Raw genomic sequence first — 12939 nt, 5'->3', positions numbered from 1 at the left:
AATATTTTTGTAAATGATTATTTTAAATTTTGCACTTGTTAGCAATTTTTAAGATGCTATTTTTGTCTGATTTAACCAATTCCTGAATTTCCAAAATTTGTTGAATAGTTCTACGAAGGTTAAGCGAATTTTTAATTTAATATAATTTGGATAGAAAGTTTTGCTCATAGGAAAACTCTCTAACAGAGCTTTGACAGTTTGAGTATCACCGACATAAACATGGCGATAAGCTGCTAGTAATGCGTAATATGCTAAACAATGCTCCAGGAGAGAACGATATTCTGGGGGACAGTGATTTCTGATGGGTTCTGGATCTGTAAGTTTGGGCCAAGGCGGTCGTACTTCTTTGCGTCCTTGCCCAAGTTCCGATGCTTCAGTATGATGCCACATGAGTGGGGTGGGGTCTAAATAAATTTGGTAATTTAATGCTGCTTGTATCCATAAATAAGAATCTTCGCCATAAGTGCAGCGATCTTTGCTATAAAAACCACCAAATTGTTCGATGATCTGCCGTGAGCATAATACCGCTCCAGAGTGGAAGAAATCGATCGCAGATTTCACTAATTGTGGTTTCATATCTGTGGGCAGTCGCCACGCACCTTCTGTTACCATAAAATGGGGAAGATGTTCTTGCCAACTTGTACGTTCTTCTCCTCGAAAATGTCCACTCACACTCAGCAAGCACTCAGGGTGTTGTTGAAGATTTTCTACTGACTTCTCTAAAAATTCTGGTAGCCACTCATCATCAGCATCAAGAAATGAGAGAAAGGGAGCCTTGCTTTCGGTGATACCTCTGTTACGTGCTGCACCAGGGCCGCTATTTAATTGGTGAATGATGCGGATGCGGGAATCGTGATAATTGCTGACAATATCTGGGCTATCATCCGTAGAGCCATCATTCACAACGATGATTTCAAAGTTTTGATATGTTTGCCCTAGTACAGAGTCGATCGCTCTAGCAATATACTTACCTTTGTTGTACAAAGGTATAATCACACCCACAAGCAGAACTTGGTTTGGCTCCAATTCTTTCATCTTGATGTTCCTACAATGATGAAGGTTTGCTGCATAATTAAGCTAATATCTGTGCGATGAAGTCAAAATTAGTTGCTGTTCTTTGTTTGATTTCTGGTAAAACTGAGTTTAAATGAGCAGATACTTGCTGACGCTGCTGCCAAGCACTACGAATTGTGTTGCAAGCTGTATCAATATCTAGAAACTGTTGAGCAGATATCAGCAATCCTTGGTGAACCATTTCTGCACCCAGTAAATCAGTCATAATTCCTTCGGCTTTGACAGAGTAACCTATGGGTAAGGTACAAACACCACTTGATAAGCCGGCGATCGCAGCGTGCATTCTCTCAGACACAACTAAATCGCAAGTACTGATTAAACCTTTAAATTCTGAGGCTGTATGTTCAGCACCAGCTAACTGGACACGAGGATCGAAGTTTAATAATCTCTGCAATTGTCCGGCGAGAATGCGATCGTCGTTGTGAGGACGATAATCATGTACATGGGGAACCAGTATTACCTGCGCCCCAAATTCATCAAGAATCATCTTGATTACTTGACACCAAACTTTGATGTGTTGCTCATAGTCAGTCCGAGTATAGCGACAAATACCTTGACTAATTCCAAGGGCAACTAAGGGAAGCTCTGGATTGATGTTGTACAATTTCCGCAGATTAGCCACAATTTCTGGCGGTGCTGGTGGGAGCAAAAATGCTGGATCAGCTGTGTGTTTAACGATCTCTGAAGACAGACCTAAATCTTTAGTTACATACTTGTAAGAAAATCCTTCTCTGACAGTCACTAACTTGGAGCGACGAGCAACATTCAGCCAAATTTCGGCTTCTGCTTGAGTTTTAAAAGGCCCAATAGATTGTGCTAGGAATACTACAGGTATGCCAGCATCTAAAGCATACACCAAAGGTTGGAGTTGTCTTTTGAGAAAGTTCACACCGTAATCAGAGCTAAATACATCGCCACCAGATGCGATCGCCACCGATGCACCATCCAGCAACCGCAACATATCTTTGTAGGCAGGCGCTATGGGCTTGTAAAACTGAGATAAATTGTTCCGCCAGCGTTGAAGTTTATGAAGAGGTCTTAAGGAACCATCACTAATTAAATCTACGTTGTACTGTTGCAACCTAACTTCATCATAATCAAGCGTTTCCGTGAGGATACTCATATCCAGCTTTGGCTGACGTTGGCGTAGCTGCTCAATGGTGGTAACAACCATTGCTTCCACACCCCGGTTACGTAATCCAGTAATTCCTGTAATAACTGCTTTCACTTGATTGCCAACTCCATCTCTAGTAGTATTTTTTACTTAACTAATAGGCTTTTGATAAATTTTTTACACTTTTGAATAAATTGCTTCCATAAAACAGTAGATGGATAAGTCAATTGATATTGCAACACCAAAAAATTCATATTTTTTGGGAAAACAGAAAACTGTCCAGATTTGATAGCTTTTTGAAAAGCAATGTGACTTTCCTCGCCTAATTTGATTCTCAGTTCTTGTCGTTTTTGCAGTTGTCTACTCAAATGACTAACTTGTGATTTAACCCGCTTATTCGGCCGCCATGCACCACGTTTGTCCGCCAAATATAAACGGTAGGCTAAACCTTCTCTGCGATGGTTTAGTCCCGAAGATTGTGATTTTGCAACTTCATCGGCCGTGATGACATTAAGATGTAGATTACCTGTATTTATTGCTTGTTCAATTAATTTTTGAATTAATACATTACGAACAACAACTACATTTGTGCCTTGACTATCATTAACATATTCAGGTAGCCAAGCATCACCAACAACTATATCTGCTGCTTCCGCAATTACATCATCACAATATTCACAAGCTTTATATTTAAAAAAACCATGTCCCCAATCCCAACCATATAAATCACGCACTGGACTAACATATTCAATCACTTCACCATCTTTTAAACCAACAGCTTTCATCCCATATTGATTTGCACCTCTATCAGCCAACTTATATCGGAAATCAAACTCTAAAAGATCACCTGGTTTGATTCCACCTTGCCAAGCAAACATTTGTGCAAAATGAATACTTTTTAAATGTCCACAAATTAGACCCACACAAAATTTTATTCGTTCAGCAATTATGGGATCTTGCTTCATCAGCAGCCGAATAGCTTTAATAAAACATGGAATACCAACTATTACATAACTTCCTGGCTGCTCTCGTAGCATTTGTATAACTTCCGAGATTTCAATTGGGTAATATCGTGATTTTGCTCCGGTACGCACCTCTTCTATAGTTTTAGATATTTGGTATTTAAATAATCTGGGATCTGTTGGCGAAGGCGTACAAGGCTTAACATGAATAACTCCATCAACTAAACCCTCACTCAGAAGTTGAGTAACAATCCAATTACCCATACCACCTGAACTACCACGTTTACGGAAATCACTTTCGGTGACAAAACCTGCATAAGTTGTCAGATAGTAGCCAATTTGGTTGTGATATTGACAATCTTTACCGAATATTTCCTCAGCAAGCTGATTTTCATTTAATCCTTCATTTGAAAAAGGACAAACTGTTTCTAATGAAACCTGATGAGAGGTTTGAACAACTGGCTCATTCAGCGTGGCACAAAGCTTGCCATATTCATCGAGTTTCATCTTGATGGGAGAATCAACTACAGCAGCACAAGCACCACAACCTATACAATAACCACCATCTACTACAGTTTCAAATAGTTTGGATATTTCTTGATTTTTTGATGTATTGCCTAACATTAATCACATTCTCCTCTTGACTGATCAAGCAACCTTTATTTTTTTAAACTCATTTTAGGAAATAATGAACTCAGGAGATTTCTTATCTGTTGTAGATATTGTGGGGCAATTAGTGTAATGGTTCCGGTATATATCAAAAAACCACCTACTATACAAAGGAAAAGCAAAGTGTATGAATTAACTATATCTGGAAAATTGAATAAATTTTTTATACTGAAATTAAACAAACTTTTAATCCCTAAAATTCCAGCCCCCATTGCTAGAGTCGCTACTAACGGAGTGAGATATTGCTGCAAGTAAGTTGTTAATTTAATATTGATTAATTTTTTCAAGACAAATATGGGTATAGGCGACATAATATAAGCACGAATAACATAAGATGCTGCGACCGCTACTATTCCCCAACGTACTGCTATCCAAAAGCACGTAAAGTTGCCAATTGCCTGAATACAATACAGTGCTAAATTCCAACCAGGTTTGCCCATAGCCATAATGACTGTACCATTGTAATAAAAACCCGCATACAAGGGGCCAACGAGAGTTAATATCTGCAAGACTGGTACACTCGTCTTCCACTTTTCTCCAAAAAAAGTCACTATTAAATCAGGGGATAAAATTGAAATGCCTATAAAAACTGGAAAAGCCACAAGACTAGTAAAGCTAATTGCGTTATAAAATGCTTTTCGCATCTTTTCTGGTTCTTGTTGCAAGCGTGAGAAGACAGGCATTGCTATCTTCTGAATCACAGAAATCATTAACTGAGTAACTATCATAAAAATTCGATAAGCCACTGAGTAATAACCAAGAGCGACAGAATCAAGAAAATAGCCGATTAATAAATTATCAGAGTTTTGATTAACAAAATTAAGTAGGTTAATACCAGTTACATTAATCCCAAATGCAAATAATTCTTTGAAGTGCTTTCGGGAAAATCTAAATCTAGGTCGCCAATCGCTAACCCACCATAAAGCAATGACTTGAGTCACACTATTAGCTAAATACTGACCAACTAAACTCCAAACACCAAAACCTAAAAATGCTAAAATTATGCCGACAATACCACCAACTACCACAGCTATCAAGGAACGTATAGCTAAACTTTTGAAAGCTAGTGAACGTTGTAGAAGAGCTTGTTGGACACTGCTAAGACCATTCAGTACAAAGTTTAAAGATAGCCAGCAAATAATCGGTACAATTTTAGGTTCCTTAAAGAATAAGGCCACTAAACCAGAACAAATAATACTCAAAGTCGCAAGTAATATGCTCACTCCTAAGTTAGTCCAAAAGGCAGTATCTAAATGCTCTGGTTCTAAGTCTTGGCGCTGAACAATTGCTGTCGAAAATCCCTGATCTACAAAAATTTGCAGAAAGCTTAAAAATATCCCCGATAAAGCTACTAAACCGAATGCTTCTGGCCCTAATAATCGGGCGAGTAAGAAGAACACTCCAAAGGAAACAGCCTGTTTTCCCCAACTTTCAATCGCAGACCAAAGTACGCCTTTAACTGCTTTTTGTCGTAAATTTGATGTTTGTTTTGGTGGTTCCATTACAGGCTTTACCTATGCAAAGGATGAAAATACCTATTATATTTCACTCCCACTGTCTATTTGAGCAGACAAGCATCTCATCTTGATTCACAACTGTGAAAAATTGCTATGAAAAAAGATTATCTCTCAACATAAGAAATTAACTATGAATCAAGATAAATATGCAGTGATCTTCAAAATTTACTCAATGCTATTTTGAATTTGATATGAGTTTTGAATCATCATGAAAACTCATATTGACTAAACAAAACAATCGTTATTCCACTGTAGTTTTTGGAAAAACGGCAGCAATACGACTAGATAAAAATAACTGTTTAGCCGCCAGCCAGATGAATATAGGGATTGTTGTTGTGTAGCGCCGCCACAGTCGTCGCGGTTCTTGAAGCCAGCGATATAGCCATTCTAAGCCTAAGTCTCTCATGATACGTGGCGCACGCTTGTGAATGCCGGCATACACAGGGAAAACGCCGCCTACTCCGATCATGACTGCACGAATTTTACCTTTGTGTTGCGCTATCCATTTTTCTTGTTTTGGACATCCCAAAGATACCCAAACTACACCAGCCCCACTGGAGTTGATTTTATTGACTAAAACTTCATCTTCAGTTTCTGTGAGTGGGCGGAAGGGTAGGGGTTCCATTCCAGCTATTTTTAGTTGGGGAAATTCTTGTTTTAATCTGGCTTGTATTCTCGCCAGAATTTCAGTTTGTGAACCGACAAAGAAAAAACTTAAATTATGTGTTTGGGCGTATTGACATGTTTCCAAAAAAATATCCATACCCGCTACACGATCTTGGTAAGGAGATCCCATTCGGCGCATCATCCAGACTAAAGGCATACCATCAGGAGTCACCATATCTGAATTTCTCAGAATGTTAGCGAACTCAGGCTGCCAGTGCGCTTCTATGAGCATGTGTACATTTGCTACATATACACTTCTACTTTCATGAGCGATCGCCCATTCTATAATTTTCTGTATCTGATCCTCAAAGCTTAAAGCAGTAATAGGGAAATCAAGCACTTTTTGAGTAGGTAGTAACACTTCTGCTACCATAGCTCACTCCTTCTGTCAAAGATAAATAACAACAGATTACCTAGAGCAACCTTTATGTCTAAATAAGCCAATTAGATGAATCTTGACTTTTTCTGAGCTTGTAGCATTCTTACAAGAACACACATTGATTTATCACAGTTTTTCAGCAATTTTACTGTTTGCTGAATCCTCTTCAAAACCATCATAACCGTAGATTAGCTTACTTGCTTAACGAAAGTTTATTACAAGGAGATATTAAACTTTATATTTACTTTATGTTTTTCTAGAGATTAGTTCATCCAAACATTACATTACTACTTCATGCCTCTTACGAGAGTGTATCTATCTTCGGCAAAGTTTTTACTTGTCATCTGTCTAAAAGATGAGTTAGTACAATCATATATATTTAAATTAATAGGCATAACCGTATAAATTCATAATTTTTTTTTATGAAAAATTATTTCTACAAGGTCTAATTTAACCTAGATTCTCAAAATACAGTGTCAAATAGTCAGATAAGTATATTAATCCATGAAACGGTGTGGGAATAGTATTTCTGAAAGCAACTTATTATCCATAAAGCTATAGAAATACGGTTTGATTCCTGAATCTAGTTGTGTAAGCAGGGAGTAGGGAATGGGGAGTAGGGAGTAGGAAAGACGGCTGGTCTGGGTGTACTGATTTTTTTCATAAATCAAATATGAGTCCTATATTTGTATACGGTTGATATTATTTCACTGGCTTAAATTACAAAAATTAGCCAAAAAAGAGGGGGAGAATTTCTCCCCCCCCTTTTGATTGTTGCCTTTGTTATCTGATTGCTTATTTTCCTTTAAGCGTTGCCTCAGCATCTGTCTTTGTTTTTTAAGTTGCCGCTTTCTTGCTGAACCGCCTTTACCTTTATCATTTCTCCCTTCTCGGCGGGGAGATTCCCATCTTTTTAAGCGCATAAAAATTTTTTAGCCTTTAACTTTAGATTGTAGTCTTATTGTAATACATATATTGATCAATTGTCCATCCCAATCTCAGAAATCTTTTATCTGATTTTCTCCATGACATCAAGAATCAATATGTTATTACAAGCTCCTGGAATACTTGATGCTTTATTTTAGCTATCTACTCTATGAAACTAGTGTGCATTCAAGTTGTATATTCTCTGCTTGAGCCTGTCATTTGACAATGGACACTGGGACTGGTTCTGGATTTTAGATGTTTCTCAGCTTCAATAGGCTGTGTTTAGCACATATAAGTTCATTCGTCTACTATATTATTCTACGACCGTAGCATAACACACTAAAACTACTAGAAATAGTGCGTTAGGCTTGCTTTATTACACTTCAACCAACCTGAAATTTATAAGGTAAGCTTGTGTCTGATTTAGAACTACACAAATATCTTCCCAAACTTCCCGAAGCAGCACTACAAGAATTTACAGAATGGTGTGTTTTAGAACAGTCAAAAGCCGCAGGTATAGAATTTACACCTAACAAAACCAAGTTAGAAAATCTCATACCAAACGAGTATATTTGGCAACTAATTGATCAGTTCATGAAAGAGAAACCAGACCCCATCAAAGCGGGTTTAGTAGCAACAATGGCTGGTCAAGAAGCTGATAGTCATGGTTTGATAGGGTCGGCAATTATGGCTGATTTTATCGCCCTTTATGTGAAGTATTTGATTCCCGAAAATGGCACAACGCCAGAAGAAGCGAAACAGTTAATCACAGAAGCCGCCATTCAGCAGTATGAAAAGCTATCTGAACTGGCTGATAAATATAATGTAACGTTCTAAATTGTGGTTATTTGTTAATTATTCCGAGGCTTTGTCTTTTTTATGAGACAAAGCCATTAAGTTGTAACATAAGGATACAACAAAGCAGATTATGAATTAAATTATGCCTTATAGTGACTTTACACTCAAAAAGGTTAAAAAAGATTTTGGGCTGACGGTTATTGAACCTTTTGATTTTCTCCAAGACATTGAACCTGTAACTCCTAGCCAGTTTTTAATAGAGACTATCAATAAACGCTTAAGTTTAGCCTTGGCGAATAATAGTCCGATACCTATAATTTACGGTGCAATTACGTCAGGCGATCGCTGGAAGTTTCTCAAACTAGAATCCCAAACCGTCACAATTGGTCTAACAGAGTATAACATTCATCCTGTCGATAAGGTTTTGGGTATATTGTTAAGCTTTGTTTCGAGTACCAGTTGAGTAGTTTTTATTCAACTTAGACACCTAAATAGTATGACAAAAAAGAAATTGATATTCTAATATTAGGTTTTGATAGACATGATGACCGCTTGTTAGGGCAACGATAGTATATTCTTACTTCTTTCTAACTGATTCTACCCATTGACGCTGAAACTCTTCTTGTTCTTCCACAGAAACAGGTTCGACATCTTCTCCAGATGCAAAAATGTGTACTAACTGACTACGGCTAGGAAAACTACCAATTTCTGCTTTATACACTTTTAGACCTAAAGCCATATCTGCCGCCATACCAGTAATAATGATTTTACGACTGGCTCCGTAACACATGGGATAAAGATATCGCAGAGCTAGTTGCTCACGAACCCGCTTAAAAGCTACAAAGAAAATCCCTTCAATACACTCAATTTCACCATCATCCCATTTCAGCTTTATCCGACATTCAGTATGTCGTCCTCTATCATCATTCCAATCTCGACAACCAAGTTCTACACTTGCTGGAAATAACTGTCCATCAGAATTTTGAAGGAAAATATGATATTGACCTAATGGTTTTTCATTAACATTTGACATACAACAAATAAGATAGCCTAAAGGTTTAATTCACTAGTTTCCATTGTTATATTCCATAATGCTAACTATTATTGGTTGCGGAAATCTCAATCGCTGCGATGATGCTGTAGGTGTAATTATCGCCCAACGCTTACAACAATATCTAGCCGAAAATCCTCACCTTCATGTGCGTGTGTATGACTGTGGAACCGCAGGGATGGAGGTAATGTTTCAAGCTAGAGGTAGTAAAAAATTAGTAATTATTGATGCTAGTTCAACCAATTCTGAAGCGGGTGCAATATTTAAGGTTCCAGGTAAAGAATTAGAAGCTTTACCGGAACCTAGTTATAACTTGCATGATTTTCGTTGGGATAATGCACTAGCCGCCGGAAGGAAAATATTTCAGGATGAATTTCCCGAAGATGTGACAGTTTATTTAATTGAGGCGGCAAATCTTAGCCTTGGACTAGAGTTAAGTCCTGTGGTGAAAAGTTCGGCTAACTTAGTTTTTGAAGAGGTAGTTACAATTATTTGTAATTGGTCAATGATAAATAATCAATAGTCTTTCCTACTCTCTTCATACACGCTTTTTCTAACCAGCCATATCACGGTAAACAGCAATTTCATCTACCCTCATTTCAAAAGGTATACCTTGGCTTTCGGGAGGACAAACGCGGATTTTAGCACTGGTGACAATTGACTGGAGTAATGACCCCATTGCGACGATTTGTTGTAGAACTCGCCAGTTGGTAACAGGATCGGGACATTCAATTACTAAGGTCATCGCACTAGCGTCACTGGTGACATACCAGCGACAATGAGAAAGAAGATTTTGAATTGTGCGATCGCACGCTTCATAAAAGTATTTACTAATAGAATGCTCTAGTTGTTGCCGTAAAATAATATCTGCCGATGACGGTTGCATTGGACGGTAATCGTAATCATCGTTGTAACAGAACATATACCTAGCCATCTCTACTTACAAAACTACTTAATTGCCAATAGCCATTGCGTAGAGAATATCCATTTTTGTTTCTAAGAAACTCTGGGTTTCATCGTCATAAAACGCGCCAATTCCGCTACATTGTATCCCCAAGTAATTACTACTCAGGTAAACTCTGTGTCCTAAAAAACCTGCTAACTGCATAGCGGTTTGATAACTTGTATAGTCAGACACAAAAAACAAAGTTACTGCACAATCACGCGCAATAGCCTGATTAATGCACAAATAACCAGTATGTTCGCTAAAATCGCCACTTTTAATCAGATGATTGTTTTGATATAACCCAGGGGATATCCCCTCTACTCGATGCACGACTGAATAAACTTTGATTGCTTCACAACTTTCTGTGGGAATTGGTTGCTTTAGTTGTTGCAATATCCTGAAATAATCTTCTTGAGAAATCAACTGTTTCCGGAAACGTCTATTTGAACGTCTATGCCAAACAGTTTGATAAAATTTATCCTTGTCAAACTTAAATTTGGGATGCTCTAGCTGTTGTTTTGGACTCTTGTGTAAAGCTGTTACCTGATAGCCATCTTCAATAAATTGATGAGCTTCAAAATAATCTGTACCACTCACAAAAGGAATTTTCAGCCTTAAGCGTCTCACATGCTTTTCTTCTACTTCCCCACATAGAACACTAGCCGTCACAAACTCTTTATTCTCAAAACCTAAGTCAGAATTAAGAGCTAACTTATCAAAGTCAAACATTAGCTGGATATTTTTGTCATAGAGATCAGCCGATGCGGCAATTGTACCTAAATGGTGTCCGCTATCTAAAAAGCAATATCTCAGACTTCTGTTTTTATATTTCCAACTAGACCTATAATAAACGCAACTAATTAAAAAAATGACTCCCTTGATACATTTGCCCGGTATAATATAACTTTCCAAGCCATCATCTATTAATTCATAGATGAGTGTTAGACAATTATTCTCAACTTCTAGATGGTAGATGCCATCAACTATTTCCGGGATGCCACGAATTTGTACATAAATCTCAGTAGGATATAACCCACCCGCAGAAGGATTAACACGTAGTTGATAGGCTACATCCTTATAAGTCTTTTCTAAGGTGATTGCACTTGTTAAGTAAATGAAAGAATGAATGGGATGATTGAGATTTAATTGCAGCCTGCGATAAAATTTTGGATATTGCTTAAAAGCAGATGGTTGCGTTGTTGGGTCTACATAATTAGGGTCAAGCTGCACTGATAGGTAAGAATGTTTAGTCCTTTGATGAAAATTTTTGCTAGATAATTCATTTTGTAGCATCTTTCAGCATCCTTAAAACTTCGATAGTGCTGGCAAAATCTATAGCTTTGTAATCGTCTAAGTTTTTTAAATTTAAATTCGGATGATGTTGTAAAAGTAACTTGACTACTTCTGCTTTACCTGCTGAAGCTGCATACATTAACACTGTTGCACCGTTATCGTTTTGGTTATCGATATTAATTTTCATTTCTAGCAGCAAATTAATTAATTCATAATGATTGCCAAAGCAAGCAAACCATAAGGCATTATTACTATCATTATTTCTGGCATTAATATCCGCGCCTGCACTAATCAATTCTTGAACTACTGAATAATTACCTATCCTAGTAGCTTTCATTAAAGCTGTATCACCATTTTCACCACGCTGATTTAAATCTTCAGGATTGTAATTATTACCTATCAACCATTCACAAGTTGTTTGACTCAAACTTTGCTGATTTTGTGGTTTCATAAACTGCTTTAATTCACTAATAAAAGGGAATGGTGGACAATGCCCACCATTCACAAAAACTTTTTGAAAATACTGTCCATGAGATGAACTTTTACCCCTCCCTAACCCTCCCCTTGGAAAGGGGAGGGAATTAGATTTCTTAGTTTCCCCCCTTTATAAGGGGGGCTAGGGGGGATCAACAGTTTAATAATTCTCAGATATCCTCATTAGACAGCATTCATTGTTTGGTTAGGTTGCTCACCTGCGACCATTGGTTTGGGTTCTTCAGAGAATAGTTCTCTAGAAGATTTATCTTGCTTGGTTGCACCATAAAAACCAGCTTCAGCTTCGAGTTCATCTACGAAATCCCAAGCTTCAATTGTGCGTTTAGAGTCTGGGCCATAATTCGCAGAAATTGCCCGTGCGTTGGAGACTGCTTTATATATCTCTTTTTGCAAGAATAGGAGTTTTGGTTTATCTACAAAGTCGCCTTTGTGGATAATATCGCTGATAGTAATCATCCCAAGTAATTCACCACGGATGACAGGCGCACTCCGCATCCCTGTATTAATCAATAACCTTGCAACATATTCTAAATCAAGGTCAGGATCTACAGTGACACAGGGTTTGCTCATTATTTCGTAAACATAAGTTCTTTGAGGATCTTTTCCATAAGCAACCACTTTGGCTGCAATATCACTCTCAGTCATAATGCCGTAAGCATCACCACTATGACGAGGTTCTACAATCAATTCTTGCAGTTGTTTGAGCCTTAATAATTTCACTGCTTCTGCTACTGTAGCGGAGCCGCGAATGGTAGCTACATCTTGAGTCATAATATGTTTGGCTCGCATAATTCCTGCTCCTTATTTATTGCAAGTAAGGGAATTGTTTCTAAACTGCTGCACTTATTCCCAAACTGTGTTTGCTTCGTCTAAGTATGATGAAAATTAGACACAGGTTTTACGCAGTATTAGCCCTAAATTCTACTTAGTAGAATCATCAATTATCAGTATAAGATTTACACATTTTCCCTACTCTATTGCTGAAGCGATCGCATCGTCTGTCTAACTTTCAGATGTACCAGGATTTAGGTAGAAATGTCTTTGATAA

At 37.7% G+C, this 12939-nt stretch carries 14 protein-coding genes; 3 read left to right on the top strand and 11 right to left on the bottom strand.

What is annotated here, in order from left to right:
- Window positions 1–48 precede the first annotated feature (48 nt).
- The 6 genes from H6G79_RS03465 to H6G79_RS36585 form a co-directional block, all read right to left on the bottom strand.
- Window positions 49–1035 carry a glycosyltransferase family 2 protein gene (locus H6G79_RS03465; protein WP_190589838.1) on the bottom strand — a complete coding sequence of 329 codons (987 nt, stop codon included), beginning with the start codon at window positions 1033–1035 and terminating at the stop codon, window positions 49–51.
- A gap of 37 nt (window positions 1036–1072) precedes the next feature.
- A complete protein-coding gene (locus H6G79_RS03460) occupies window positions 1073–2302 on the bottom strand; it encodes a polysaccharide pyruvyl transferase family protein (protein ID WP_190589839.1) in 1230 nt (409 codons plus the stop codon).
- 32 nt (window positions 2303–2334) lie between these two features.
- Window positions 2335–3774: a Coenzyme F420 hydrogenase/dehydrogenase, beta subunit C-terminal domain gene (locus tag H6G79_RS03455; protein WP_190589840.1), complete on the bottom strand. Its 1440-nt coding sequence runs from the start codon at window positions 3772–3774 to the stop codon at window positions 2335–2337.
- A gap of 35 nt (window positions 3775–3809) precedes the next feature.
- On the bottom strand, window positions 3810–5321 hold the full coding sequence (locus H6G79_RS03450) for a lipopolysaccharide biosynthesis protein (RefSeq protein WP_190589841.1): 1512 nt from the start codon (window positions 5319–5321) through the stop codon (window positions 3810–3812).
- A 256-nt stretch (window positions 5322–5577) separates the two neighbouring features.
- Window positions 5578–6375 carry a WecB/TagA/CpsF family glycosyltransferase gene (locus H6G79_RS03445; RefSeq protein ID WP_190589842.1) on the bottom strand — a complete coding sequence of 266 codons (798 nt, stop codon included), beginning with the start codon at window positions 6373–6375 and terminating at the stop codon, window positions 5578–5580.
- Window positions 6376–7088: 713 nt separating this feature from the next.
- Entirely contained in the window at window positions 7089–7304 is a 216-nt protein-coding gene (locus tag H6G79_RS36585) for a hypothetical protein (protein ID WP_242048184.1), read from the bottom strand.
- A gap of 418 nt (window positions 7305–7722) precedes the next feature.
- Between H6G79_RS36585 and H6G79_RS03440 the strand changes: the two genes are divergently transcribed.
- Together H6G79_RS03440 and H6G79_RS03435 are read left to right on the top strand one after the other, a co-directional pair.
- Complete coding sequence (locus H6G79_RS03440) at window positions 7723–8145, top strand: hypothetical protein (RefSeq protein ID WP_190589843.1); 423 nt, start codon at window positions 7723–7725, stop codon at window positions 8143–8145.
- A gap of 103 nt (window positions 8146–8248) precedes the next feature.
- On the top strand, window positions 8249–8569 hold the full coding sequence (locus H6G79_RS03435; RefSeq protein ID WP_190589844.1) for a hypothetical protein: 321 nt from the start codon (window positions 8249–8251) through the stop codon (window positions 8567–8569).
- Between the two features lie 114 nt (window positions 8570–8683).
- On the opposite strand, the gene H6G79_RS03430 is transcribed toward H6G79_RS03435, so the two are convergent.
- Window positions 8684–9139 carry a hypothetical protein gene (locus H6G79_RS03430; RefSeq protein WP_190589845.1) on the bottom strand — a complete coding sequence of 152 codons (456 nt, stop codon included), beginning with the start codon at window positions 9137–9139 and terminating at the stop codon, window positions 8684–8686.
- Window positions 9140–9197: 58 nt separating this feature from the next.
- Between H6G79_RS03430 and H6G79_RS03425 the strand changes: the two genes are divergently transcribed.
- The gene (locus tag H6G79_RS03425; protein WP_190589846.1) at window positions 9198–9680 is read left to right on the top strand and encodes a hydrogenase maturation protease; all 483 of its coding nucleotides are present in this window, start codon (window positions 9198–9200) and stop codon (window positions 9678–9680) included.
- A gap of 30 nt (window positions 9681–9710) precedes the next feature.
- Here the strand turns inward: H6G79_RS03425 and H6G79_RS03420 are convergent, their stop codons facing one another.
- The 4 genes from H6G79_RS03420 to H6G79_RS03405 form a co-directional block, all read right to left on the bottom strand.
- Complete coding sequence (locus tag H6G79_RS03420; protein ID WP_190589847.1) at window positions 9711–10091, bottom strand: hypothetical protein; 381 nt, start codon at window positions 10089–10091, stop codon at window positions 9711–9713.
- A gap of 18 nt (window positions 10092–10109) precedes the next feature.
- Window positions 10110–11396: a nitroreductase family protein gene (locus H6G79_RS03415; protein ID WP_190589848.1), complete on the bottom strand. Its 1287-nt coding sequence runs from the start codon at window positions 11394–11396 to the stop codon at window positions 10110–10112.
- Window positions 11383–11847 carry an ankyrin repeat domain-containing protein gene (locus tag H6G79_RS03410; RefSeq protein ID WP_190589849.1) on the bottom strand — a complete coding sequence of 155 codons (465 nt, stop codon included), beginning with the start codon at window positions 11845–11847 and terminating at the stop codon, window positions 11383–11385. Before H6G79_RS03410 ends, H6G79_RS03415 begins: the two co-directional genes overlap by 14 nt.
- Before the next feature lie 206 nt (window positions 11848–12053).
- A complete protein-coding gene (locus H6G79_RS03405; RefSeq protein ID WP_190589850.1) occupies window positions 12054–12680 on the bottom strand; it encodes a CBS domain-containing protein in 627 nt (208 codons plus the stop codon).
- Between the last annotated feature and the right edge of the window lie 259 nt (window positions 12681–12939).

The organism is Anabaena sp. FACHB-83, from assembly GCF_014697485.1.
GTDB lineage: Bacteria > Cyanobacteriota > Cyanobacteriia > Cyanobacteriales > Nostocaceae > Nostoc_B.
Note: the sequence above shows the minus strand (reverse complement) of the source record. Positions and strands in the feature narration are given on the sequence as shown.